At 73.9% G+C, this 25,184-nt stretch carries 22 protein-coding genes; 10 read left to right on the forward strand and 12 right to left on the reverse strand.

Annotated features, from left to right (window positions below):
• Positions 1-51 precede the first annotated feature (51 nt).
• The gene (locus Saso_RS22610; protein ID WP_189928714.1) at positions 52-1,452 is read right to left on the reverse strand and encodes an MFS transporter; all 1,401 of its coding nucleotides are present in this window, start codon (positions 1,450-1,452) and stop codon (positions 52-54) included.
• Between the two features lie 98 nt (positions 1,453-1,550).
• Between Saso_RS22610 and Saso_RS22615 the strand changes: the two genes are divergently transcribed.
• Entirely contained in the window at positions 1,551-2,501 is a 951-nt protein-coding gene (locus tag Saso_RS22615; RefSeq protein WP_372442466.1) for a LysR family transcriptional regulator, read from the forward strand.
• Here the strand turns inward: Saso_RS22615 and Saso_RS22620 are convergent.
• Positions 2,484-3,413, reverse strand: a complete 930-nt coding sequence (locus Saso_RS22620) for a helix-turn-helix domain-containing GNAT family N-acetyltransferase (protein WP_189928717.1) — start codon at positions 3,411-3,413, stop codon at positions 2,484-2,486. The genes Saso_RS22615 and Saso_RS22620 overlap by 18 nt on opposite strands.
• Before the next feature lie 221 nt (positions 3,414-3,634).
• Between Saso_RS22620 and Saso_RS22625 the strand changes: the two genes are divergently transcribed.
• From Saso_RS22625 to Saso_RS22645, 5 genes are all read left to right on the forward strand, one after another.
• Entirely contained in the window at positions 3,635-5,164 is a 1,530-nt protein-coding gene (locus Saso_RS22625) for an aldehyde dehydrogenase family protein (RefSeq protein WP_189928712.1), read from the forward strand.
• A 100-nt stretch (positions 5,165-5,264) separates the two neighbouring features.
• Positions 5,265-6,797, forward strand: coding sequence for a GMC family oxidoreductase (locus tag Saso_RS22630; protein ID WP_189928711.1), 1,533 nt, complete (start codon positions 5,265-5,267; stop codon positions 6,795-6,797).
• Complete coding sequence (locus Saso_RS22635) at positions 6,794-7,984, forward strand: quaternary amine ABC transporter ATP-binding protein (protein WP_189928710.1); 1,191 nt, start codon at positions 6,794-6,796, stop codon at positions 7,982-7,984. The genes Saso_RS22630 and Saso_RS22635 overlap by 4 nt, the downstream gene beginning before the upstream one ends.
• A complete protein-coding gene (locus Saso_RS22640) occupies positions 7,984-9,930 on the forward strand; it encodes an ABC transporter permease (protein ID WP_189928709.1) in 1,947 nt (648 codons plus the stop codon). Before Saso_RS22635 ends, Saso_RS22640 begins: the two co-directional genes overlap by 1 nt.
• Before the next feature lies 1 nt (position 9,931).
• The gene (locus Saso_RS22645) at positions 9,932-10,888 is read left to right on the forward strand and encodes an ABC transporter substrate-binding protein (protein ID WP_189928708.1); all 957 of its coding nucleotides are present in this window, start codon (positions 9,932-9,934) and stop codon (positions 10,886-10,888) included.
• Between the two features lie 9 nt (positions 10,889-10,897).
• Here Saso_RS22645 and Saso_RS22650 read toward each other — a convergent pair whose 3' ends face one another.
• From Saso_RS22650 to Saso_RS22660, 3 genes are read right to left on the reverse strand one after another with little or no spacing between them, the layout of a single operon-like run.
• Positions 10,898-11,617, reverse strand: a complete 720-nt coding sequence (locus tag Saso_RS22650) for an isocitrate lyase/PEP mutase family protein (RefSeq protein WP_189928707.1) — start codon at positions 11,615-11,617, stop codon at positions 10,898-10,900.
• A 14-nt stretch (positions 11,618-11,631) separates the two neighbouring features.
• Positions 11,632-12,102 (reverse strand): carboxymuconolactone decarboxylase family protein, encoded by a 471-nt coding sequence (locus Saso_RS22655; protein WP_189928706.1) that lies wholly within the window; start codon positions 12,100-12,102, stop codon positions 11,632-11,634.
• The gene (locus Saso_RS22660; protein ID WP_189928705.1) at positions 12,099-12,617 is read right to left on the reverse strand and encodes a carboxymuconolactone decarboxylase family protein; all 519 of its coding nucleotides are present in this window, start codon (positions 12,615-12,617) and stop codon (positions 12,099-12,101) included. The genes Saso_RS22655 and Saso_RS22660 overlap by 4 nt, the downstream gene beginning before the upstream one ends.
• 47 nt (positions 12,618-12,664) lie before the next feature.
• Here Saso_RS22660 and pdxR point away from each other — a divergent pair, with 47 nt between their 5' ends.
• Both pdxR and Saso_RS22670 read left to right on the forward strand, forming a co-directional pair.
• A complete protein-coding gene (gene pdxR, locus Saso_RS22665; RefSeq protein ID WP_189928704.1) occupies positions 12,665-14,083 on the forward strand; it encodes a MocR-like pyridoxine biosynthesis transcription factor PdxR in 1,419 nt (472 codons plus the stop codon).
• Positions 14,084-14,124: 41 nt separating this feature from the next.
• Positions 14,125-14,613, forward strand: a complete 489-nt coding sequence (locus Saso_RS22670; RefSeq protein ID WP_189928703.1) for a carboxymuconolactone decarboxylase family protein — start codon at positions 14,125-14,127, stop codon at positions 14,611-14,613.
• A 136-nt stretch (positions 14,614-14,749) separates the two neighbouring features.
• On the opposite strand, the gene Saso_RS22675 is transcribed toward Saso_RS22670, so the two are convergent.
• From Saso_RS22675 to Saso_RS22700, 6 genes are read right to left on the reverse strand one after another with little or no spacing between them, the layout of a single operon-like run.
• Entirely contained in the window at positions 14,750-15,550 is an 801-nt protein-coding gene (locus Saso_RS22675; RefSeq protein WP_189928702.1) for an aminotransferase class IV, read from the reverse strand.
• A 10-nt stretch (positions 15,551-15,560) separates the two neighbouring features.
• Positions 15,561-16,739 carry an FAD-dependent oxidoreductase gene (locus Saso_RS22680; protein ID WP_189928701.1) on the reverse strand — a complete coding sequence of 393 codons (1,179 nt, stop codon included), beginning with the start codon at positions 16,737-16,739 and terminating at the stop codon, positions 15,561-15,563.
• Positions 16,736-18,310, reverse strand: a complete 1,575-nt coding sequence (locus tag Saso_RS22685) for a class I adenylate-forming enzyme family protein (protein ID WP_189928700.1) — start codon at positions 18,308-18,310, stop codon at positions 16,736-16,738. Before Saso_RS22685 ends, Saso_RS22680 begins: the two co-directional genes overlap by 4 nt.
• Before the next feature lie 35 nt (positions 18,311-18,345).
• Complete coding sequence (locus Saso_RS22690) at positions 18,346-19,980, reverse strand: benzoate-CoA ligase family protein (protein ID WP_189928699.1); 1,635 nt, start codon at positions 19,978-19,980, stop codon at positions 18,346-18,348.
• Entirely contained in the window at positions 19,977-22,202 is a 2,226-nt protein-coding gene (locus tag Saso_RS22695; protein WP_203833539.1) for a chorismate-binding protein, read from the reverse strand. The genes Saso_RS22690 and Saso_RS22695 overlap by 4 nt, the downstream gene beginning before the upstream one ends.
• Positions 22,203-22,233: 31 nt before the next feature.
• The gene (locus tag Saso_RS22700; RefSeq protein ID WP_229901189.1) at positions 22,234-22,812 is read right to left on the reverse strand and encodes an antibiotic biosynthesis monooxygenase; all 579 of its coding nucleotides are present in this window, start codon (positions 22,810-22,812) and stop codon (positions 22,234-22,236) included.
• A 226-nt stretch (positions 22,813-23,038) separates the two neighbouring features.
• Between Saso_RS22700 and Saso_RS22705 the strand changes: the two genes are divergently transcribed.
• On the forward strand, positions 23,039-23,818 hold the full coding sequence (locus tag Saso_RS22705; RefSeq protein WP_189920474.1) for a DUF3050 domain-containing protein: 780 nt from the start codon (positions 23,039-23,041) through the stop codon (positions 23,816-23,818).
• Here the strand turns inward: Saso_RS22705 and Saso_RS22710 are convergent.
• Positions 23,799-24,671, reverse strand: a complete 873-nt coding sequence (locus tag Saso_RS22710) for a DMT family transporter (protein ID WP_189920586.1) — start codon at positions 24,669-24,671, stop codon at positions 23,799-23,801. The genes Saso_RS22705 and Saso_RS22710 overlap by 20 nt on opposite strands.
• A gap of 131 nt (positions 24,672-24,802) precedes the next feature.
• Between Saso_RS22710 and Saso_RS22715 the strand changes: the two genes are divergently transcribed.
• The gene (locus Saso_RS22715; protein ID WP_189920472.1) at positions 24,803-25,165 is read left to right on the forward strand and encodes a hypothetical protein; all 363 of its coding nucleotides are present in this window, start codon (positions 24,803-24,805) and stop codon (positions 25,163-25,165) included.
• The last annotated feature ends 19 nt before the right edge of the window (positions 25,166-25,184 follow it).

Genomic DNA, 25,184 nt, shown 5'->3' on the forward strand with positions numbered 1-25,184 from the left:
GGACACGCAGCGTAGTCCAGGCTCCTCGTCCGGGTCAGGCGTTCGGCCGGGTCAGGCCGCCGGCTCCCGCACGGGGGGCCGCGCGTCCGTCGTCGTGGGGGCGGGCCGGGACGCTTCGCGCAGGCCGGTCACGACGAGGGCGGTCGCGGCGAGGACGAGCACGGCGACGGTGCGCAGGGCCGGGCCCATGCCGGCCGTGAAGCCGGTGTGTCCGGCGAGGACCGTGCCGGTCACCGCGACGCCCAGGGCCGCGCCGATCTCGCGGGCCGAGGTGCCGAGACCGGAGCCGAGGCCCGCCTGATGGTGGGGCAGCGAGGTGACGGCACCCAGGGTGAGAGCGGGCATCGACAGGCCCGTGCCCGCCGAGATGACCAGCAGCCAGCAGGCGTAGACCGCGTAGGGCGTACCGGCGTCCACGGTGGACGCGCCGAGCAGACCCAGGCCGACGAGGGCGAGGCCGCCGCCGATGACCGGGCGCGGGTGCGCCGACCAGCGGGCGGCCAGTTTCGGGACGACGGCCATGCCGGTGATCAGCGGGACGATCGCGAGGCCGGTGACGGCGGGCTCGTAGCCCTTCACCTCTTGCAGGTACTGCGAGTTCACGAAGAACAGGGCGAACAGGCCGAAGAACCCGGTGGTCAGGCCGAGGCTGGTCGCGCGCAGCCGGGGGGAGCGGAACACGCGGGGGTCGAAGAGGGGGGCGGGGGAGCGCAGGGCCAGGGCGGTGAAGAGGGCGATCAGGAGGGCGCCCGCGCCGAACGCGCCCAGGATGCGCGGGGATCCCCAGCCGTGGCCGGGCCCCTCGATGATGCCGAAGAGGACCGCGACCAGCCCGGAGGTCAGGAGCAGGGTGCCCAGCGGGTCGGGGTTGCCGTGCGGGGAGCGGTCGGTGCGCGGGGTGGTCAGTGCCACGGCGAGTGCCAGCAGGGCCGCCAGCGGGACCATCGCGCCGAACAGCGCCCGCCAGGTGAGGAACTGGCCGACCAGGCCGCCGCCCAGGTTGCCCGCGAGGCCGCCGAGGCCCAGGGCGAGCGTCCAGGACGCCATGGCCTGGGCCCTGTGCCGCGGCCCCGCGAGGTGGACGAGGATCGACATGGTCGCCGGGGTGATCAGGGCCGCGCCCGCCCCCGAGACGCCCCGGCCCGCGATCAGCACGGCCGGGTCGGGTGCGAAGGCGCTGGTGGCGGCGCCCGCGGCGAACAGGGCGAGGCCGGTGAGCAGGGCGCCCTTGCGGCCGTACCGGTCGCCGAGCGCGCCCGCCGGGACCAGCAGACCGGCGAAGGCGATGACGTAGGCGTCGACGGTCCACAGGATCTCGGTGGGGGAGGGGTGCAGGGACGACGAGGCCAGTTGCGGGATGAGGAGGTTGATGGCGGCGACCATGCTCTGCGCGACCAGCACGCAGGCGCACAGCGCGAGGAGGGTGGACCGTTTCAGGGCGTGCGAGGGCACGGCTCCTCCAGGGGAGCTCGTCGGGGTGGGATGCCCTTTCACCGTAGGCTCGGTCCCGACCTGCTTTCCAGTGCAACCTTTGCAAGGGGTGAGTGCGTGTGACGCAATCCGCGGGCGGACCGCCGGGGGTGGACCTGAACCTTCTGGTGGCGCTGGACGTGCTGCTGGAGGAGCAGAGCGTGCAGGGGGCCGCGAGGCGCCTGCACCTGTCGGAACCGGCGATGAGCCGCACCCTCGGCAGGATCCGCAAGGCGCTCGGGGATCCGGTCCTGGTGCGGGCCGGGCGGCGGATGGTGCCGACGCCGCGCGCCCTCGCCGTGCGGGCCGAGGTGGGCGCGGTCGTGGAGCGGGCGCGGACCCTGTTCGCGCCGGCCGGGGCCACCGACCTCAGGACGGTGACCCGCACCTTCACCATCCTCGGGCACGACGCCATCGCGGCCGCCCACGGCCCGTACCTCTACGCGCGCGCCGCCGCCGAGGCCCCCGGTGTCCGCCTGCGCTTCCTGAGCGAGAGCCACATCGACGCGCCGTTCCTGCGCGAGGGCACCGCGGACCTGGAGGTGGGGGTCATCGACTCGACCGCCCCCGAGGTGCACCGCGAACCGCTGCACGAGGACCGCATGGTGGGGGTGGCCCGCGCCGGACACCCTTTGCTGGAGGGCGAGTTGACGCCCGAGCGGTACGCCCGCGAGGCCGACCACATCATGGTGTCGAGGCGCGGCCGGCTGCACGGGCCGGTCGACGCCGCGCTCGCCGAACTCGGTCTGCGGCGGCGGGTGGTGGGGGCCGTGGGCTCGCTGCCCGCCTCCCTCTTCGTCATCCGTGACACCGACCTCGTGGGCCTCAACACCGCCTGGGGCCGGCCGCTGGCCGAGAGCCTCGGCCTGGTCCCCTTCGAGGTGCCGCTGCCGCTGCCCCCGCTGAGTCTCGGCATGGCCTGGCACCCGCGCCACGACGCCGACCCGGCGCACGCCTGGCTGCGGGGCGCCGTGCGGGACATGGCCGCGCGGTGGACGGCCGACGGGCCGGGGTCAGCGGCCGGGCGGTGACAGCCGCTTCTCGAACCAGTGGTCGGCGTAGGTGTGGTCCCCGTAGGCGGGGATCTCCCGGTAACCGCAGACCCGGTACATCGCCCGCGCCTCGGTCAGCTCGGCGTTCGTGTCCAGGCGCAGCACGTTCAGGCCGCGCGCCGCCGCCGCCCGCTCCAGATGGCCGAGGAGCCGCCGCGCGAGACCGAGGCGGCGGGCGTCCGGGTGCACCCAGACGTGCTTGAGCTCGCCGACGCCGGGTTCCAGAGTGCGCAGCCCTCCGCAGCCCACGGCGCGCCCCTCCTCGTACGCCACGAAGAACGCGCCCCGCGCGCCGGAGACCTCCGCCGGGCCGACCAGGTCGGACGCGGTGAAGCCGCCGAAGCGGGCGGTGAGCTCGGCGGCGTACGCGGCGAGGCAGGCGCGGGCGTCGGGCGCGGCGCCCTCGACGTGCTCGACGGTGATGCCCGCGAGCCGCAGCAGACGGCGGGCGGTGGCCATCGCGGCGGTCAGCTCCGCGCGCTGCGCCTCGTCGAGACCGGTCAGCAGGTCCGCCGTGAGCACGTCGGCGCGGCGGTTCTGCTCCTGGAGTTCGACGCGTCCGGCCGGGGTCGGCTCGACCATGCGCAGCCGGTTGTCGTCGGGGTGCACGCTGACGCGGACCATGCCCTGCGCCTCCAGGGACTTCGCCATCCGGCTCAGATACCCGGCGTCCAGGCCCAGCCGGCCGCGCAGTGCGCGCAGGGAGGCGCCGTCGCCGATCTCGAACAGCAGCCGGGCCTCGCCCAGCGGGCGGTCCTGGCCGAGGAAGTGGTCGTCCAGGGCGCCGATGCGGCGCGTGAAGTAGCGGTTGAAGCGGCGGAAGTCCGCCACCTGCTCGGCCGCCACCCGCTCCGCGGGACGCGCGGACCGGGGCGACTGCGTGGGCTCCATCACTCTTTGACCCTAGTCAAAGGTTCTCGTGGCGTCCATCCTCTTCACTCATGACCTGACGTACGTTTTGTAGCATTGTGTCCAGAACTTCAGTGATGCGGCGCACTTTCGGCCATGGATTGCGCATGCAATGCGAGGGTGGGGGCATGTGGACGCCGTCGCCGAGACCGATCCACGGGTGACACAGGGGGATTGACCAGGAACGGAAGGCAACACCGATCATGGCCGACAGGACGGAACACCCGACAGGGCGAGATCACCGGACGATCCATGTGGGCGGAGAGTGGCTGGAAGCCTGCTCCGGAGCCACCCGCGAGATCCTCGACCCCGCGGACGGCAGGCCCTTCGCGGTGGTCGCGGAAGGCGACGAGAAGGACACCGACCTGGCGGTCGCCGCCGCCCGGACCGCCTTCGACGAGGGCGACTGGCCGCGCACCCCCGCCGTGGAACGCGCCGCCGTGCTGCACCGCGTCGCCGATCTCCTCGTACGCGACCGCGAACGGCTCGGTCTGCTGGAGAGCCGGGACGCGGGCAAGACGCTCGAGGAGGGCCGGGTCGACATCGACTGCGTCGCCGACGCCTTCCGGTACTTCGCCGGACTCGTCGCCTCCGAGGCCCCGGGCCGGGTGGTCGACGCGGGGTCGTCCGACGTCCACAGCGTCGTCGTCCATGAGCCCGTCGGCGTGTGCGCGCTGATCACCCCCTGGAACTACCCGCTGCTCCAGGCGAGTTGGAAGATCGCCCCGGCCCTCGCCGCAGGTAACACCTTCGTCGTCAAGCCCAGCGAGATCACCCCGCTGACGACGGTCGCGCTGATCGACCTGCTGCTCGAGGCGGGGCTCCCCGCCGGGGTCGCGGGCGTCGTCACCGGACCGGGCGCCACGGTGGGCGCACGGCTCGCCGAGCACCCCGACGTCGACCTCGTCTCCTTCACCGGTGGCCTGGTCAGCGGCACCAAGGTCGCACAGGCGGCCGCCCCGACCGTCAAGAAGGTCGCCCTCGAACTCGGCGGCAAGAACCCCAACGTGGTCTTCGCCGACGCCTGCGCCACCGACGAGGCCTTCGATACCGCCGTCGACCAGGCCCTCAACGCGGCCTTCATCCACAGCGGCCAGGTCTGCTCGGCGGGCTCCCGGCTCATCGTCGAGGAGTCCGTCCGCGACCGCTTCGTCGCCGAACTCGCCCGCCGGGCCGAGAAGATCAGGCTCGGACGCGGCACGGAGGAAGGCGTCGAGTGCGGGCCGCTCGTCTCCGAGCAGCAGCGCGCCAAGACCGAGGAGTACGTGGCGTCCGCCCTCGCCGAGGGCGCGGTGCTGCGCAGCGGGGGCCGCCGTCCCGAACCCGCCCCGCAGCGACCGGAGTCCGGCTACTTCTACGAGCCCACCGTCCTGGACCGCTGCCACCGCGAGATGAGGGTCGTGCGGGAGGAGGTCTTCGGACCGGTCCTCACCGTCGAGACCTTCCGCACCGAGGACGAGGCCGTGGCTCTCGCCAACGACACCGAGTACGGCCTCGCGGGCGCCGTCTGGACCGCCGACGCGGGCCGCGCCCGCCGGGTCGCGGGCCGGCTGCGGCACGGCACCGTCTGGATCAACGACTTCCACCCCTACCTGCCGCAGGCCGAGTGGGGCGGGTTCGGCAAGAGCGGTGTGGGCCGCGAACTCGGCCCCGCCGGACTCGCCGAGTACCGCGAGTCCAAGCACGTCTACCAGAACCTCGCGCCACGCCCCGTCCGCTGGTTCGCGGGCTGACCCCGGCCGGCTCCCGGCCGTCCGCCCGACCTCCTGGGCAGGCCCGTTCCCCGGGGCCCGCCGGCTGTCCAAGACTTCGTACGCCCCTGGAGTACCCCCCATGCCAGAGAGCACACACGTCTACGACTACGTCGTCATCGGAGGCGGAACCGCCGGTTCCGTCATCGCCTCCCGCCTCACCGAGAACCCCGACACCACCGTCGCCGTCATCGAGGGCGGCCCCAGCGACGTCGGCCGCGACGACGTCCTCACCCTGCGCCGCTGGATGGGCCTGCTCGGCGGCGAACTCGACTACGACTACCCGACCACCGAGCAGCCGCGCGGCAACTCCCACATCCGGCACAGCCGGGCGCGCGTCCTCGGCGGATGCTCCTCCCACAACACGCTCATCGCCTTCAAGCCGCTGCCCTCCGACTTCGACGAGTGGGAGGCGGCCGGAGCCCGGGGCTGGGGCGCTGTCCCGATGGAGGCCTACTACGCGCGGCTGCTGAACAACATCGTCCCGGTGGACGAGAAGGACCGCAACGCCATCGCCCGCGACTTCGTCGACGCGGCGCAGAAGGCGACCGGAGTGCCCCACGTCGACGGCTTCAACCAGAAGCCCTTCGACGACGGCGTCGGCTTCTTCGACCTCGCCTACCACCCGGAGACCAACAAGCGGTCGAGCGCCTCGGTGGCCTATCTGCACCCGGTGATGGACGAGCGCCCCAACCTGACGATCCTGCTGGAGACCTGGGCGTACCGGCTGGAGCTGGACGGCACCCGCGCGCAGGGGGTGCACGTGCGCACGAAGGACGGCGAGGAGATCCTCGTCCGGGCCCGCCACGAGGTCGTGCTGTGCGCGGGCGCCGTCGACTCGCCCCGCCTCCTGCTGCACTCCGGCATCGGCCCGAAGGCCGACCTGGACGCGCTCGGCATACCCGTCGCGCACGACCTGCCGGGCGTCGGCGAGAACCTCCTCGACCACCCCGAGTCGGTGATCGTCTGGGAGACCCACGGGCCGCTCCCGGAGAACTCCGCGATGGACTCCGACGCCGGCCTCTTCGTGCGCCGCGACCCCGGCCACCGGGGACCGGACCTGATGTTCCACTTCTACCAGGTCCCCTTCACGGACAACCCGGAACGCCTGGGCTACGAACGCCCGCCGTACGGCGTCTCCATGACCCCGAACATCCCCAAGCCCAGGTCGCGGGGCCGGCTCTACCTCCAGAGCGCAGACCCGTCCGTGAAGCCCGCCCTCGACTTCCGCTACTTCACCGACGAGGGCGATCACGACGCCCGCACCCTCGTCGACGGGATCAGGATCGCCCGCGAGATCGCGAAGACCGAGCCGCTCGCCGGCTGGCTCAAGCGCGAGGTGGCCCCCGGCCCGGACATCACGGGCGACGAGGAACTCAGTGAGTACGCGCGCCGGGTCGCGCACACCGTGTACCACCCGGCGGGCACCTGCCGCATGGGCGCCGCCGACGACGAACTCGCGGTGGTCGACCCCCAGTTGAAGGTGCGGGGCCTGGACGGCCTGCGCATCGCCGACGCATCCGTCTTCCCGACGATGACCGCCGTGAACCCGATGATCGGGGTGCTGATGGTCGGGGAGAAAGCCGTGGACCTGATCGGAGGTGGTGCGCGATGACTCCCACGCCCGCCACACGTAAACCGCCCACCGCCGACACCGGCGCCGACGCCCCCGTCTTCTCGGTGGACGGCCTCTGGAAGGTCTTCGGACCCAAGGCCGGGCGCGTCCCGGCCGACCCGGAGCTGACCGCCCTCGACCCCGCCGAACTGCGCGCCCGCACCGGCTGCACCGCCGCCGTCCGGGACGTCTCCTTCGACGTCCGCAAGGGCGAGGTCTTCGTCGTGATGGGTCTGTCCGGCTCCGGCAAGTCCACCCTGGTGCGCTGTCTGACCCGGCTGATCGAGCCGACGGCCGGCACGATCGTCGTCGACGGCGAGGACGTCCGCGCGATGGACCGCGCCCGGCTGCGCGAACTGCGCAGGCACCGTGCCGCGATGGTCTTCCAGCACTTCGGCCTCCTCCCGCACCGCACGGTCCTCGACAACGTGGCCTACGGCCTGGAGATCCAGGGCATGGGCCGCGCCGAGCGGCGCGAGCGCGCGAAGGAGGTCGTCGACAAGGTCGGCCTGGCGGGCATGGAGCAGCGCAGGCCCGGCCAGCTCTCCGGCGGTCAGCGCCAGCGCGTGGGCCTGGCACGCGCGCTGGCCGTGGACCCCGAGGTCCTCCTCTTCGACGAGCCGTTCAGCGCGCTCGACCCGCTCATCCGGCGCGACATGCAGGAGGAGGTGGTCCGGCTGCACCGCGAGGAGGGCCGCACGATGGTCTTCATCACGCACGACCTCAGCGAGGCGCTGAAGCTCGGCGACCGCATCGCCCTGATGCGCGACGGACGGGTGGTGCAGCTCGGCACCCCCGAGGAGATCGTCGGCTCCCCGGCCGACGACTACGTCCGCGAGTTCGTCCGCGACGTCCCCCGCGAGCAGGTCATGACCGTGCGCACGGCGATGCGGCCCGCGACCGCCGAGGAGGCGGGCGGCGGCCCGGCCGTGTCCCCCGGGGCCACCGTGTCCCAGGCGATCGAGGCCGTCGCCCGGGCGGGCGCCCCGGCCCGGGTCATGGACGCGGGCCGGTGCCTGGGCGTCGTCGACCACGAGCGGCTGCTCGGCGTCGTCGCCGGCACCGAACCCGCCCCGGCCGTGCCCCGTCCCGGTGCCCCCGCGCAGACCGGGCCCGCGGCCGGCCCGCACGGACGGGAGTCCGGACCCCTCGCGGTCGGGACGGAGCCCCGCAAGGAGGCGGTCTGATGGCCACGCTGACCACGTCCGCCCCCCGGGCCGCCCTCCCCGCCGTCCTGCGCAACCGGACGGTACGCAAGCTCCTGCTGCTCGCCCTCGTCGCCGCGGTCCTCGTGCCGCCGGCCGTCGTCCGCTGGGGCGGGGGCACCTGGCCGCACGCCCTCACCGTCGACCTGACCGGACCGCTCACCGGCGCCAGCGACTGGATCATCGACAACCGCGACAGCAACCCCCTGTTCACCTACTTCTTCGGCTACCTCAGCAACGGCGTCGTCCTCGCGGTGCGCGCCGTCTACCTGGTGCTGCTCGGCGCGGGCTGGGCCGGAGTCACCGCGGCGGCCGCGCTGGTCGCCTGGCGCGTCGCCGGGACACGGCTCGCGCTCGGCACCGCGGCTGCGTTCCTCGCCTGCGGACTGCTCGGCATGTGGGTGCCGACCATGCAGACCCTCGCCCTGATGGTCGTGGCCGTCCTGGCGTCCGTCGTCGTGGGCGCGCTGCTCGGCCTGGCCGGCGGCCTCTCCGCGCGCATGGACCGTGCCCTGCGCCCGGTCCTCGACACCATGCAGGTGCTGCCCGCCTTCGCCTACCTGCTCCCGGTCGTCCTCGTCTTCGGCATCGGCGTCCCGGCGGCCGTCCTGGCCACCGTCGTCTACGCCGCCCCGCCCATGGCCCGGCTCACCGCGCTCGGCCTGCGCGGCGCCGACAAGGAGGTCCTGGAGGCCGTGGAGTCGCTGGGCGCGACCGCGCGCCAGCGCCTGCTCACCGCCCGGATCCCGCTGGCCCGCAGGGAACTCCTCCTCGGCCTCAACCAGACGATCATGATGGCGCTGTCGATGGCGGTCATCGCGTCGGTGATCGGCGCCGGTGGCCTCGGTGACCGCGTCTACCAGGCGCTGGCCTCGGTCGACGTGGGCGCGGCCCTCGCCGCGGGTATCCCCATCGTGCTGCTCGCCGTCGTCCTGGACCGGGTCACGGCCGCCGCCGGGAACAGCGGCGACGGCGAACCGGGCGGCCACCGCGCCGCCTGGGCCTGGGCCGCGGGCGCGGCCGTCGCCGTGGCCCTCGCCGGGCGCGCGGTGGGCCGGCTCGACTGGCCCGGCGGCTGGACGGTGTCCATCGCCCCGCCGGTCAATGACGCCGTCGGCTGGATGACCGACCACCTCTACTCCGGGGTCCCGGTCATCGGCGGCACCGCCGACTGGGCAGGTCACTTCACCACCTGGGTCCTCGATCCCGTCCGGGCCGGACTCCAGGGCCTGCCCTGGTGGGCTGTCCTGCTGCTGGTCGCCGCGATCGCCTGGCCGATCGGCACCTGGCGGACCGCGCTGACCGCCGTCCTCGCGCTGGCCGCCACCGGGGTGCTCGGCGTGTGGGAACCCTCCCTGGACACCCTGTCCCAGGTGCTGGCCGCCGTCGCCGTCACCCTGGTCCTCGGGTTCGCGACCGGGATCGCCGCCGCCCGCAACGACCGTTTCGAACGGCTGCTGCGCCCGGTCCTGGACGTGTGCCAGACGATGCCGCAGTTCGTCTACCTGATCCCGGTCGTCGCCCTGTTCGGCGTCGGCCGCGCCCCCGCCGTCGCGGCGGCCGTCGTCTACGCGCTGCCCGCCGTCGTCCGCATCACCGCGCAGGGCCTGCGGCAGGTCGACGCGGCGGCGATGGAGTCGGCCCGCTCCCTCGGCGCGACCGGCACCCAGCAACTGCGCCAGGTCCAGCTGCCGCTGGCCCGGCCCGCGCTGCTGCTCGCGGTGAACCAGGGCGTGGTCCTCGTCCTCGCCGTCGTCATCATCGGCGGCCTGGTCGGCGGAGGGGCGCTCGGCTACGACGCCGTCTTCGGCCTCGCCCAGGGCGACCTCGCCACCGGACTGGTGGCCGGCGCCGCGATCGTCTGCCTCGGTCTGATGCTCGACCGGGTCACCCAGCCCGCCGACCGGCGCGTGAAGAAGGGAGCGTGACATGCGACTGCGTACCACTGCCCTCACCGCCGGGGCATCGGCGCTCCTGCTGCTCACCGGCTGCGGCGCCGCCGACATGACCAAGCAGGCCTCGCCCTTCGCCAACGCCCGGGGCGCGAAGACGGTCACCCTGTCCGTCCAGTCCTGGGTGGGCGCGCAGGCCAACGTGGCCGTCGCCCAGTACCTGCTGGAGCACGAGCTCGGCTACCGCGTCGACACCGTGCAGGTCGACGAGGTACCCGCCTGGGACGCGCTCAGCCAGGGCCGGGTCGACGCGATCCTGGAGGACTGGGGCCACCCCGACCAGGAGAAGCGCTACGTCGACGACAAGGCGACGATCGCCCGCGGCGGCGATCTCGGCGTCACCGGGCACATCGGCTGGTTCGTCCCGACGTACTTCGCCGAGCAGCACCCGGACGTCACCGACTGGAAGAACCTGAACAAGTACGCCGAGCAGTTCCGCACCGCGGAGAGCGGCGGCAAGGGCCAGCTCATGGACGGTTCGCCGTCCTACGTCACCAACGACAAGGCCCTGGTGAAGAACCTGAAGCTGGACTACCAGGTCGTCTTCGCCGGTTCCGAGGCGGCCCAGATCACCCAGATGAGGCAGTTCGCCAAGGAGAAGAAGCCCTTCCTCACCTACTGGTACGCCCCGCAGTGGCTGTTCGAGAAGGTCCCGATGACCGAGGTGAAGCTGCCCGCCTACAAGGAGGGCTGCGACGCGGAGCCGGACAAGGTCGCCTGCGCCTATCCGCACACCCCGCTCCAGAAGTACCTCAACGCGGACTTCGCCAAGGACGGCGGGCGGGCGGCGGCCTTCCTGAAGAGGTTCAAGTGGACGACCGAGGACCAGAACGACGTGGCTCTCATGATCGCCGACCAGAAGCTCACCCCGCAGGAAGCCGCGAAGAAGTGGGTGGACAGCCACGCGTCGACCTGGAAGGCGTGGCTGTCCTGAGCGCCGGCGCTACAGCAGCTCGGCGCCGACCGCCCGCAGGGCGGCCGCCGCGAACCGCTGGAAGCCCGGCCCGAACGTGACCCGGGTGGCCCCGAGTCCGCCGAGCACGGCGGGCGAGGGGCCCTCGCCGTCCACCCGGCCGCCCGCGTTGAGCGGACCGGCGATCCCGGCCCGCAGCAGCGGCAGGACCGTGGGCGGGGCGCCGATCGGGTAGACGCAGTCGGCGCCGGCGGCGACATAGGCGGCCGCCCGCGCGATCGCGTCCGAGGGATCGCCGTCGCCGTGCGCGAAGGTGTCGACGCGCGCGTTGACGAAGAGCCGGCCGCCCGCCGCCTCCCGCACCCCGGCGAGCCGGTCGGCCTGCTCGTGCGGGTCCCGCAGGACACCGTCCACCGAGTCCTCCAGGTTGCAGCCGACCGCGCCGGTCTCCAGCAGCCGCTCCACCAGCTCCCGCGGCGCCAGCCCGTACCCGCCCTCGACGTCCGCCGACACCGGCACGTCCACCGCCCGGACGATCCGGGCGACCGCCGCGAACATCTCGCCGGCCGGGGTCCGCCCGTCCGCGTACCCGAGCGAGGCGGCGACCCCCGCGCTCGGCGTCGCCAGCGCCGGGAACCCGGCCTCCTCGAAGACCCGGGCGGCGGCCGCGTCCCACGGGCCGGGCAGCACCAGGGGATCGCCGGGCAGCCGGCCGTGGTGCAGGGCGCGGAAGAGGTCCGCCTTGCTCATGACGTCCGCCGCGCTCACGGTGTGCGACCGCCCGGCGGGACACGGCGTGCCACCATCACCCGGTTCCAGCTGTTGATGGCGGTGATCAGCGCGACGAGATGGGCCAGCCGCGGTGCGTCGAAGTGCTCGGCGGCCCGCTCGTACACCGCGTCCGGCACGAAGCCTCCCCCGGAGGCGGACGCCCGGGTGCCCCCGGTCAGGACGGTCACCGCCTCCGTCAGCGCGAGCGCGGCACGCTCCCGCTCGTCGTAGACGTCCCCCGCCTCCTCCCACGCGCTCAGCAGATCCAGCTGCCGCCGACTCACCCCGTGGTCGCGGGCGATCGCGAGGTGCATGTCGAGACAGAAGGCGCAGTGGTTGAGCTGGGAGGCGCGGATCACGACGAGTTCGGCGAGCGCGGGGTCGCCCAGTCCGCGCTTCGCGGCCGCGCTGAGCTCCGACATGGCCCGGGCGACCTCGCGGTCGAGGAGGTCCGTGCGGCTCATGCGCGCGCCTTCGCCCGGTAGTGCCCCGGCACCAGCCGGCAGGTCACGCCGAACCGGTTCCACGCGTTGATCACCGTGATCGCGGCGATCAGCTGCGCCAGCTCGGCCTCCTCGAAGTGCCCGGCGGCCCGCTCGTACACCTCGTCGGGCACGAAGCCCTCCGTCAGTACGGTCACGGCCTCCGTCAGGGCCAGCGCCGCGAGTTCCCGCCCGGTGTAGAAGTGCTCCGACTCCTCCCAGGCGCTGAGCTGGACGATCCGCTCGACGCTCTCGCCCGCCGCGAGCGCGTCCTTGCTGTGCAGGTCGACGCAGAGCGCGCAGCGGTTGAGCTGCGAGGCGCGGATCCGCACCAGTTCGACCAGCTTGGGGTCGAGACCGCGGCGGGCGGCGGCGTCGAGCCGGAGCATCGCCTGGAACACCTCGGGTGCGTGCTCGGACCAGTTCAGCCGGGGCGTGTGGGCGGGGGCGTACGGAACCTGTTCGTCGGTGGCCGTGAGGGGCGCGTGCGTCGTCATGGTCTCGACCCTAGGAGCGGGGCAGCCCAGGAGTATGGTCCATTTCCATGGCGAGATCCTGGGCCACTTTCGGCGTCGACCTGCACCTGGAACCCACCGGACCGCGGCTGCGCCGGGGCCTGACGGACGCCCTGCGCGAGGCCGTCCGCGGCGGCCGGCTGCCCTCCGGCGCCAGGCTCCCCTCCTCGCGCTCGCTCGCCGCCGACCTCGGCATCGCCCGCAACACGGTCGCCGAGGCGTACGCCGACCTCGTCGCCGAGGGCTGGCTCACCGCCCGCCAGGGTTCCGGCACCCGGGTCGCCGAGGGCCGGCAGGTCCCGCCGCCGGGCGTCCGGCCGCACCGCCCGGAGCGTCCCCGGCCCGCCTACGACCTGCGCCCCGGCACCCCCGACCTCGGTTCCTTCCCGCGCGCCGAGTGGCTCAGGGCGGCCCGCCGCGCCCTCACGGCGGCCCCCTCGGACGCCCTCGGGTACGGCGATCCCCGCGGCCGGACCGAACTGCGCACCGCCCTCGCCGGCTACCTCGCCCGGACCCGCGGAGTGCGCGCCGACCCCGGACACCTGGTGATCTGCGGGGGGTTCGCGCACGGCCTGAAGCTGCTCACCACCGTGCTGCGGGCCCGGGGAACCCGCACGATCGCCGTCGAGTCGTACGGCCTGGACGAGCACCGGCTGCTGCTGACGGCGGCCGGTCTCGCCACGACCCCGCTGCCCGTCGACGGACAGGGCGCCGACCCGGGGCCGCTGAAGGACGCCGGGGCGGTCCTGCTGACCCCCGCCCACCAGTTCCCGATGGGCGTGCCGCTGCGCCACGACCGCCGCGCGGCCGTCGTGGACTGGGCCCGCCACACCGGCGGGCTGGTCCTGGAGGACGACTACGACGGCGAGTTCCGCTACGACCGCCAGCCCGTCGGCGCCCTCCAGGGGCTCGGCCCGGACCACGTCGTGTACCTCGGCACGGCCAGCAAGTCGCTGGCCCCCGGGCTGCGCCTCGGCTGGATGGTACTGCCGCCGGACGTGGTGGGGGAGGTGGCGGCCGCCAAGGGCGGGGTGGACACCTGCGGGGCCCTGGACCAGCTGACCCTGGCGGAGTTCATCACCTCGGGTGCCTACGACCGGCACGTCCGGGCGGCCCGGCTGCGCTACCGCAGGCGCCGTGACGCGCTGGTCGCTGCCCTCGCCGCCCGTGCCCCCGGGATCCGCGTCACCGGTATCGCGGCAGGCCTGCACGCCGTCCTGCGGCTGCCGCCCGGGACCCAGGACGCGGTGGTGCGGGCGGCCGCCCGGCAGGGCCTGGCCCTCGACGGCCTCACCCGGCGCTACCGCCACCCCGACGCGGTCGACGAGCCGCCCGACGCCCTGGTCGTCGGCTACGGCACCCCGCCGGACCACGCCTGGGCCGGCGCGCTGGACGCCCTGTGTACGGCATTGCGCGAAGCGCTGTCCGACCGGGAGAACGCTTCCTGAATTCCTTTTGCCGGACGGAATTCCCGGATAGAGTCACCCCCATGACTGACAGCAATTCCGTGTCCCGTGTGGCGCTCAAGAAGACGACCCCCGAAGTTTCGGCCGCGATGGGTTCCCTGCACGCCGCCGCCGTTTCCGCCGCCCGGGACGCCAAGGTCGAACCCGAGATACTCGAACTGGTCAGGATCCGCGCCTCCCAGCTCAACGGCTGCGCGTTCTGCCTCGACATGCACACCAAGGACGCCCGCGCGCAGGGCGAGACCGAGCAGCGGATCTACGCGCTCGACGCCTGGCGGGAGACGCCCTTCTTCACCGGACGGGAGCGCGCCGCACTGGAGTTGACCGAGGCGGTGACCCTGGTGCGCGACGGGCACGTCCCGGACGCGGTGTACGCGCAGGCTGCGGAGGTCTTCGACGAGGCGCAGCTGGCGGCGCTGATCTGGGCGGCCACCGTCATCAACGCGTACAACCGCATCGCGATCGCGACGCGCATGGTCCCGGGGGCCCATCAGCCGGCCCCGAAGCAGTAGCCGGATCGGGCACCGGAAAATCTCCGCCCTTTCCGGAGAATTCCGGAAAGGGCGCGGCGAATACGGGCGCCGGCGATATCCGCCGGTGCCCTTTTCCTTTATGGATTCCGAACGCGCCCCGGTATTCCGCGCGCGGCTAGAAATCCGGCAGCGGCTCCGACAGGTCGTCCAGCCACTCGCGCCACCGGGCCGCCCGCACCGCGGGGCCGGCGGTCATCGTCCCCCCGGTCCAGCCGGTCACCGGCCGGATGCCGTGCAGCGCGTTCACCAGCCACACCTCGCGGCCGTCCAGCTCGGACAGGGTCCGTTCGCGCGCGGCGACCGGGATGCCGAGACGCTCGGCCCGCTCCCGTACGAGGGCGACGGTCACCCCCGGCAGGACGGGCAGCCGGGGCGGCGGCAGACACAGGGTGTCGTCCTCCCACCACAGCACGCTCGCGGTGGCCGACTCCAGCACTTCCCCGGACGGCCCGACCAGCACCGCGTCCTGCGCCCCCGCCTCGACCGCCCGGCCGCGCACCCCGGCCAGGAGCTCCAGGTCCGGGCCCTTGCGGCGGGCCGCCGTGCGCCCGTCCGGCCGGCCCACCGACCAGAGCCGGACCTCCGTGCCCAGCGGCGGGGCGGGCCGCAACCGCAACCGCAGCGAACCGGCGACGAGTTCGACCCGGGGGAACCACTGCCCGGTGCGCGGCAGCGCCGCGGTCACGTCCTGCCAGAATGCGACGAGCCCGCGCGGCCCCGGACCCCCGCCGGCCTGCGCACAGGAGCCCAGGAACCGCTCCCGGTGCAGACCGTACCCGCGCACCCGCCCCTCGCCGACCAGCCACGAGTCCGCGACCAGCAGCGGCCCGTCCGCCGGGGAACCCGTGACCGCGACCAGCCCGCGACCGGGCGCCCACGCCGACAGACCCTCGGCGAGGGTCGGTTGTGCACCCACTCGGTCCTCCTCAGTACTTTCCGCCGGCCGCCGCCGGAGCCCCGCCCCGGGGCCCGTACGGCGCGTGCTCCAGCCATGAACCGCACGAGGGCAGCACCGGCGCGAGGGCGGCCGCCGCCCGCTGCCTCAGCCGGACGGCCCGGCGGCGCGGCCGCAGATGGTCCAGGGCGATCCCCGCGGCCTCGCTGTTGTGCAGCCCCGCCGCCCGCCGTGCGTCCGCGAAGGCGGTCACCGCCCGCGGTGTCCCGTCCGCCACGGCCCGCGCGGCCCGGTCCGCGTCCGCGATCCCGCTGTTCATGCCGCGCGCGCCGAACGGCGGGAACAGGTGCGCCGCCTCACCGGCCAGCAGCACCCGACCGTGCGGATCGGTGAACGAGGCCGCGACCTTGCGCAGGAATCGGTACGTCGACACCCACAGGATCCGGTCGGCGTACCCGTCGCCCACCACCGCGGGCAGCCACCCGCGCACGGCGTCCTCGGTGCCGTACGCCTCCTCGGGGTCGTCGTCGCGGCACTGGAGGTCCACTTGGAAACCGCCGGTGAACGGCACCCGCATCACGCTGCGGCCCCCGACCCCCGGATGCTCGTAGTGGAAGACCCGCTCCAGCGGCAGCTCGGCGCCCGGCACGTCCGCCACGTCGACGACGACGTGAAAACCCTCGCCGCGCACCCCCTCCATGGGGATGCCCAGCGCGCCCCGGACGGCCGAGCGGGCACCGTCGGCGGCGACGACGTACCGGGCCTCCCACTCCCGCCCGTCCGCGCCGGTGAGCGAGACACCCGACGCGGACGTGCGCACGTCCGAGACCGGCGCGTCCCAGACGAACTCCACGCCGGCCCGCGCGCACGCGGCGCGCAGGAAGCGCTCGGTGTCCAGCTGGCGCAGGCTCGTGAACGGCGGCAGCCCCGAAGGGGGCGGGAAGGTCCGCGCGTACACCTCACGGCCCCGGTAGAGGGTGCGCCGGGTGTGCCAGGTCCTTCCGTACGCCGTGATCTCGGCGGCCAGCCCCGGCGACATCGCGTCGAGCAGCCGCAGGCTCTCCCGGTGCACGAACAGGGCCCGGCTGCCCGGCCGTTCGCGGTCCTCGCGGTCGGCCTCCAGAAGCACGACCGGCAGCCCGCGCGCCCGCAGCGCCAGCGCGGCCGACAGGCCGACCGGGCCCGCGCCCACCACGATCACCTCGATCACGCGCGCACGCTCTCTCGGGTCCCGGCCAGCAGGCGGCTGATCTCCACCCGCTTCACCTTCCAGGTCGCCGTCATCGGCAGGTCCTCGAACCGCCACTGACGCGGCTCGGCCATCGCGGGCAGATCGGCGGTGGCCGCCCGCCAGCGCTCCGGGTCCAACGGCAGCTCACCCCGCACGCACACCACCGGCACCGGCTCCCGGTCGGCGCCGGCCACGATGACCACCTCACGGAGCTCCTCCAGCCGCTCCATCAGCGTGTCCTCGACGGCCAGGTTGCTGTGCACGGTGTCGATCCGGTCCACCTCGCGGTCGATCAGCCGCAGCGCCCCGAACCTGCTCATGCAGCCCATGTCGCCCATCTGCCACCAGCCGCCGCCGAGCTGGCGCTCGTACTGCTCCCGGGCGCCGAGGTAGGTGAGGATGCGGCCCCTGGTCCGGGCCTCGATCCGCCCCGGGGTCCCGGGCGCGACCGGCCTGCCCTCGGCGTCGGTGATCCGGATCCGGGTGAAGCCGGGGATCGCGGTCCCCACCCGGCGGCCGTCCGCCCGTCCGGCGCTGCGCCGCGTGAACCACCGGAACGCGACGGGCCCGGTCTCGCTCTGCCCGTACAGCTGGATCAGCCAGGGCGCCCGCCGCCGCGAGGCGCCCAGCAGCCGCCGCACGGTGCGCGGGTGGATCGCGTCGAACGTGGAACCGTACGACTTCACCCGGGACAGCGGGGCGCCGGGCGCGTCGGCCAGCTCCTCCCACAGCACGAAGGTGTTGGGGTGCGTCTCGACGATGCCGGGGCGGTGGCGGGCCAGCAGCGGACCCACGGCCGCCGGATCCGGGTCGGTGATCAGCACGAGCGGGCTGCCGAAGCGCAGCAGGACCCCGAGCAGGTGGTAGAAGCGCGAGTGCACGAACGACATGTGCAGCGCGGCCGTCTCCCCGCGGGTCGGCCGGCCCATCGCCTGCTGCGGGACGAGACGGTTCCACATGGTGTTCGGACAGTGCACCGCCAGCTTGGGGACACCGGTGGTGCCCGAGCTGTGGGTGATCAGGGCGGGCTCGCGGGGATGCAGCCGCACCGGCGCGGGCGGCTCGGCGCCGGCGTACTCCGCCAGCCGCACGGCGCCCGGCGCGTCGTCGACGCAGAGCACCCGGCGCACCCCGGCGGTGACGCCGGCCTCCTTCAGCGGGCCGTCCAGCTTGGCGCGGTCGGTGACCAGCCACGGCTCGCGCAGCCGGTCCAGCAACTGCCCGACGACCGGGCCCGCCAGACCGGGGGAGAGCAGCACCGGTACCGCGCCGATACGGGAGAGCGCGCAGGTCAGCAGCACGATGTCGACGTTGTCCGTCTTGTGCACGGCCACCTGTTCCGAGGGCCTCACCCCGGCCGCCCACAGCCGCCCCGACAGGTCCTCGACCACATCGGCCAGCATCGCGTAGTCGAGGTCGACGCCGAGCGCGGGATGGGTGTCGAGCGGCCGGTCCAGGGTGACGAAGACGGCTCCGTGCCGGTCGGCGGCCCGCCGGAACAACGGACCCAGGTAGAACCCGCGGTCGGCGAGCAGGGAGTGCTGCGGCATACGGCTGTTCCTTTCGGACGGGGACCCGGACACGGTCACCACGCGCCCCGGCGGACCAGGTGGCGGCGGAGCTTGCCGGTGGAGGTACGGGGCAGTGACCCGACGAAGCTGACGCTCCGCGGCACCTTGAACGCGGCGAGCCGCTCCCGCAGGAGAACGAGGAGCTCGTCCTCGAGGCCGGTCAGGCCCGTGCCGCCCCGGGGAGCGGCCGGGCGGTCCGGGACGACGAAGGCCCGCAGACGGGTGGCGCCCCGGTGGTCGGGGACCGCGGCCACCGCCACCTCGCGGACGGCCGGGTGGGTGCGCAGGACGGCCTCCACCTCCAGGGGGGAGACGGTGATCCCGCCGACCATCTCCATGTCGTCCGTGCGGCCCAGGTGCCGGTAGGCGCCGTCCGGTTCGCGGCGCGCCCGGTCATGGGTGGCGAGCCAGCCGCCGACCAGCGTGCGCCGCGTCTCGGCGGGCCGGTTGAGATAGCCGGGCGTCACCGTCGGCCCGCGCACCCACAGTTCCCCCTCGGCGCCGTCGGGCACCGGCCGCCCCGACCGGTCGCGCAGCTCCACCTCGAACCCCGGCACGGGACGCCCGACGGTGCCCGGGTGGTCGTGGCCGAGACTGTTGGCGCAGAAGGCGTGACCGGCCTCGGTGGAACCGATCTGCTCCAGCACGGGCGCCCCGAGCAGCTCGGTGATCCGTGCGCCGAGCCCGTCCGGCAGGCCCTCGCCCGCCGACACCGCGGCGCGCACCGAGGCGAAGCAGGCCGCGTGGCCGTCGCCCCGGTCGGCGACCAGCGCCGCGTAGGCCGACGGCACCGAGTAGAGCAGGCTCACCCGGTGCCGGGCGACGAGTTCGTCGACGGCGGCGGGGGTCGGGCGGCGGTCCACCAGCACGGCGCTGGAGCCGGAGAAGAGCGGGAAGACGAAGGCGTTGCCGAACCCGTAGGCGAAGTACAGCTTCGACACCGACAGGGTGACGTCGTCCTCGGTGATCCCGAGCAGCCGCCGCCCGATGAGGTCGTGGTACGTCTTCGGGTCGCCGTGGGTGTGCACGACCCCCTTCGGACGACCCGTGGTCCCGGAGGTGTACTGCACGTACAGCGGTGCGTGCGCGTCCACCGGGTGGGCGGCGGCCGGTGCGGTGACCGGGGCGAGCGCGAGGAGCTGGTCGGCGCCGAGGCGGGCCCGGTCGGCGAAGCGGTCCTCCAGGCCCGGTCCGGTCACACACAGCGCCGCTTCGGTGTCCTCGGCCATGAACGCGTGCTCGGGCGGGGGCAGTTCGGGATTGACCAGGACGGCGACGGCACCGAGCCGTGCCGCCCCGAGGAAGGCCGTCACCCACGCGATCCCGTCGGGCAGCGCCAGCAGCACCCGGTCGCCGGCCCGGACCCCGTGCTGCGCGAACACCCCGGCGGCGCGCGCCGCGAGGGCGTGCACCTGCGCGTGGGTCCACACCTGGTGCCCCTGGTGGAACGCGGCCCGGCCGCCCCACCCGCGCCGCTCGGCGAGGTCGGCGAGCTGCGCGGCGAGATTGCCGGGTCCGGCCGCCTCCCCGCGGGGCACGGCGGCGCCGGACGTCACCGGGGGAGACGGGACGGCAGCGGCCGGCGGGGCCGTCGCGGACAGGGGCGCCGGGGCGGACGGTGACGTCGTCGTGGAGCGCGCGGCGGTCATCGGGTGACCCTCTCGCCGGGTGTCGTCGCCCGCGCCGCGGTGTGCTCGCGCAGGGCCCGCATCTGGGCGGCCGTCTTCAGCAGCATCTCGTCGTACTCGGCGACGGGGTCGGAGTCCAGGACGATCGCGCCCCCGGCCCCCATCCGCAGCACCCCGTCGGCCAGGACGGCGGTCCGGATGACGATGTTGAGGTCGGCGCCGCCGCTGCACCCCAGGTATCCGAGGGCACCGGCGTACACACCGCGCGCCTCGGTCTCCAGCCCGTCGATGATCTCCAGCGTGCGCTGCTTCGGGGCCCCGGTCATCGACCCGCCGGGGAAGCAGGCGCGTACGCAGTCCACCGCGTCGGTGTCCTCGCGCAGCCGGCCCTCGACCGTGGAGACGAGCTGGTGCACGGTCGCGTACGTCTCGGTCGCCATCAGCCGGGACACCCGCACGGTGCCGGTCCGGCAGACCTGCCCCAGGTCGTTGCGGAGCAGGTCGACGATCATCAGGTTCTCCGCGCGGGTCTTGGCGTCCGCCGCCAGCGCGTCCCGGAGCCGGGCGTCCTCGGCCGGGCCGGCCCCGCGCGGCGCGGTCCCCTTGATCGGCTTGGCCTCGGCGACGCCGTCCCGGGTGATCCGCAGGAACCGCTCGGGCGAGGAGCCGGCCACGTCGAGGTCACCGAAGCGCAGGAAGGCGGCGTAGGGCGCGGGGTTGACGCGGCGCAGCACCCGGTAGAAGCCGTACGCGTCGTCCGGAGCGGGTAAAGCCGCCGCGTCGGTCAGGCAGATCTCGTAGCTGGTGCCCGCGGCGAGCTCACGCTTGCAGGCCTCGATGTCGGCGAGGTAGGTGGCCCGGTCCCGCACCAGCCAGGGTTCGACCCCGGCGGACCCGCCCCCGCCGGCCCCTTCGCCGGCCCTTTCGCCGGCTCCGGCCGGGCCCGCGCCCGGCGCCGCGCTCCCCGGCCCGTCCGTCGCGGCCCGCGCCGGGCGCGGCCGGTCGGGCTCGGTCGGCAGGGAGGCGATCCGGCCCAGCGTGCTCTCCAGCCAGTCGGTGGCCTCGGCGGTCGCCTGCGGGGTGTCCTCGGCCAGGCAGACGGCGTAGGTGAAGCCCTTCTCGTGGTCCACCGCGATCAGCCGGTCGGCGAACAGCCAGCAGGCGTCCGGGGTGGTCGCGCGGTGCCGGTTGGGGGAGCCGCAGTCGGCCTTCGTCTCGTAGCCGAAGTAGCCGACGTAGCCGCCGGTGAAGTCGAAGGGCAGGCCGGTGGCGTCGACGCGGCGGTTGGCCAGCCGGCGCTTCAGGTAGTCGAAGACGCTCGCCCGGACCTTGCGCGGCGGCCGTCCCGCCCGCTCGATCTCGCAGCGTCCGGACTCGACGTCGTACCGGACGAACTCGGCCAGCGGACCGCTGTCGTCGCCGAGGAACGAGAAGCGGGAGAGCCCCCGCTCGACCCGTGAGCTGTCCAGCCAGAACGCGCGCGGCGAGTCGGCGTACAGGCGCGTGAAGGCGGCCTCCGTGTCGATCGCGCCCGCGAGACGGCGGGTGTGCAGCCGGTGGGCGGGGCCCTCGGCGCGGCGCGGACGGGGCACGATCACCGCCGGGCCCGGTATCGCCGCGGCGGCCGGTGTGACCGCGGTGTTCTTGGAGCGGGGCTTGCGGGCCCGCTCGGCCGTGAGGTTGCGGAAGTTCACCAGCATCCGGTGGCCGTACTCGGTGAGCACCGACTCCGGGTGGAACTGGACGCCCCACAGCGGCCGTTCACGGTGCCGCAGCCCCATCAGGACACCGTCCTCCGCCCAGGCGGTGGCCTCCAGGGCGGCGGGCAGCGGCTCGCGCACGGCCAGCGAGTGGTAGCGCACCGCGGTGAAGTGCTGCGGCAGGCCCTGGAAGAGGTCCCGTCCGTCGTGGCGGACGGCCGACAGATGCCCGTGCCGGGGCTCCGGGGCGGGGACCACCCGGCCTCCCTCGCCCTGGGCGATGCCCTGGTGGCCGAGGCACACGCCGAGCACCGGTACGGGGGAGCCGGCCAGTACCGCCGCGCTGATGCCGAAGTCACGCGGCTTCGACGGGTGCCCGGGCCCGGGTGACACGACGACGTTGTCGAAGGCCGCGAGATCGGGAACGGCGTCCGCGGGGGTGTCGTTGAGGATCACCACCGGTTCCTCGCCGTTGACCTCGGCGATCAACTGGAACAGGTTGTACGTGTACGAGTCGTGATTGTCGATGAGCAGGGTCTTCACCCGCCCACCTCCCTAGGGTCGTTCTCGGGTTCTAGGCGGTCCGTCTCTTGTGCCGTCCGCGCAGCGCCTGGAGCGGTGGATACAGCCATTTCTTGAAGAAGCGCTGGAGCCGGGGCATGAGAATCCACGTGACGAGCGCCGTCACGCAGAGACAGAGCAGCAGCGTGCGCACAATCGGATTCAGTCCCCCGAGATAGGGGAGCGCAATCAGATTGAACAGGAGCACCGGTGGAAAAACCGCGCTCATATTCACGAACCACAGTTTCCATTTCGACGGCGGGGCCGGCGGCCGCGGTGCCGGGGCCTGGGAGTCGAACCAGGCCTTGGAGCCCCGCATGCTTCTGCGGTCCGTCTCCCGGGCGATGCCGAGCGTCCGGCCGGACCACTCCCGCCGGGCGGCCGAGTCCTCCCAGGCCCGGGCCGTGCCCTCGGTGGTGAAGCGATAGACCACATGCCATTCCGCCTCTCCGTCGACCAGTACACCGCCTCCCAGGAAGCCGGGCTGCCGTGCGCTCGCGCCCAGCATCGCCCACCCCCAGGAATGGAAGTCGGCCTCGCGGCCCGGCACCACTCGATAGGCGGTGGTGACGGTGACGGGATTACTGGTCACGCCGTCGAGTACGCAACGGAGAGCGCTTGCGTTCACAGTTTCTTCAAAGTTCTACAACTGTCTCCCGGTGTCCCGATCGCGGCTTTTCGTCAGATTTTCCGTGGTCTCGCCGTCTTTAAAGGAGGGGTACTCCGGGTAACTTTCCGGGAATTCCTGGAAGCGCTTGCTGGCGGCTCGCCGGAAGTGCACGATCGAGCCCCGCATATTTCCCGGACAAAGGAGAGTCATGTCCCGGTACGACTGGAACATGAAGCACGAGGGAATCGACAGGGCCCGTTCGGAGATCGAGCAGATCCGGAAAGAAGTGACCGCCCACCCGATCTACCGGCGGATGGGCAGCCGCGAGGACCTCGCGACCTTCATGACCCACCACGTGTTCGCGGTCTGGGACTTCATGTCCCTGCTCAAGTCGCTCCAGCGGGACCTCACCTGCGTCGACGTCCCCTGGGTGCCGCGCGGCTCGGGAGTGGGCCGACGGCTCATCAACGACATCGTGCTCGTCGAGGAGAGCGACGCACTGAACGGCGGCTTCACCAGCCACTTCGAGCTGTACCGCGCGGGCATGGACGAGGCGGGCGCCGCCACGGCCCGGATCGACACCTTCGTCGCGCTGGTCGCCGAGGGCCACGACGTGCCCTCGGCGCTGCGGGTCGCCCAGGTCCCCGCGCCCGCCGCCGCGTTCGTGCGCACGACCTTCGACATCATCGCCGGCCGGCCCCTGCACTGCCGGGCCGCGGCCTTCGCCTTCTCCCGGGAGGACCTCATCCCGGACATGTTCGACCAGGTGATCAGGAAGGAGGGCGCCGACCGGTTCCCGCTCTTCCGCGACTACCTCGCCCGCCACATCGAGGTCGACGGCGAGGAACACACCCCCATGGCCATGCAGATGGTGGCCGACCTGTGCGGCGACGACGACACCCGCTGGCGGGAGGCGGTCGAGACGGCGACCCTCGCCCTGGAGGCCAGGATCCGGCTCTGGGACGGCATCACCGAGGCGATGGCCTGACCGGCGGCTCCGGCGCGGGCTCCGGCTCCGCGACCGCGGGGGTCCCGGGCGCCTCGCCGAACCGGGCCAGTGCCAGCGCTCCCGCCACGGCGACGGCGAACCCCAGCACGGCCAGCCAGCCGAGCCCCTCCCGGGTCCGGTCGCCCAGCCACACCACGCCCACCAGCGCCGGCCCGATCGTCTCCCCGATCACCATTCCCGCCGTGGCCGTCGTCACCGACCCACGCTGGAGGGCCGACGTCAGCAGCAGGAACGCGGCACCGCCGCCCAGCAGCAGGGCGTACAGCGCCGGATCGGTGAGCAGGTCCGGCGGATCGAGCGAGTCGATCAACCGCACCGTCACCTCCACCACCCCGAACCCGAACCCGGCGCCCAGGCCCAGCACCAGCGCCCGGCTCCGCCCGGTCAGGCCCTTGCCCGCGACCCACATCAGCAGCACACCGCCCGCCGCGCCGAGCATCACCCACGGCAGCGCCGCGGGCCCGCTCTCCTCGCCCTCCGTGCCCGCCGCCAGCCCCAGCATGGCCAGCCCGGCGCACACCACCCCCACGGCCGCCCACTCGGTCCGGCTCAGCCGCACCCGCAGCAGCCGTGCCGCGACCACCGCCGTCACCGCCAGGCTGGAGGCGAGCGCCGCCCCCACGGCGTAGATCGGCACCGACCGCAGCGCGACGATCTGGAACACGAACCCCAGCCCGTCCAGCCCGAGCCCCGCCAGATACCGCCACTGGCGCACCGCCCTCAGCAGCAGCGCCGCGTCCCCGCCGCTCCCGCCGGCGGCGGCCCGCGCCGCCACCGCCTGCAACACCGTCGCGGTACCGAAGCAGACCGCCGCGCCGAGGGCGCACACCATTCCGAAGAGCACGAAAGGACTGTAGGGGAACGGCCGGTGGGCGGGCCCCCTTCGGCCGGACTCGGCACGGTGTCTAGGCTGACGGCCGGAAATCGCCGTAGGGGCGGTGTGACAACGGGGAGACGGAAACCATGGCGGACACGCGTCGCAGACTTCGCTCGGGCACGGTCGTACTGGGCGGCATGGGGGTGCTCGCGGCCGCGCTGACCGCCTGCTCCTCCGACCCCGACAAGCGCTGCGTGGACCGGGACAGCTACACCCGCGCCAAGGGCTACAAGGTGGTCGCCGACAAGAACTGCAAGTCCGGCGGGACCACGGCGAAGGGCGCCTGGTACTACGGCGGCAGCAAGAGCGGCTCCTGGGTCGACGGCGGCTCCCTGAACAAGCCCGGCAAGGGGTCCGGCGGTTCGGGCGGCAGCGGGGGCAGCGGTGTCAGCCGCGGCGGCTTCGGCGGTGACGGTGACGGCGGCCACAAGGGCGGCTCCGGCGGCTGAGCGGCAGCGCGCCCGAGCG

The organism is Streptomyces asoensis, from assembly GCF_016860545.1.
GTDB lineage: Bacteria > Actinomycetota > Actinomycetes > Streptomycetales > Streptomycetaceae > Streptomyces > Streptomyces asoensis.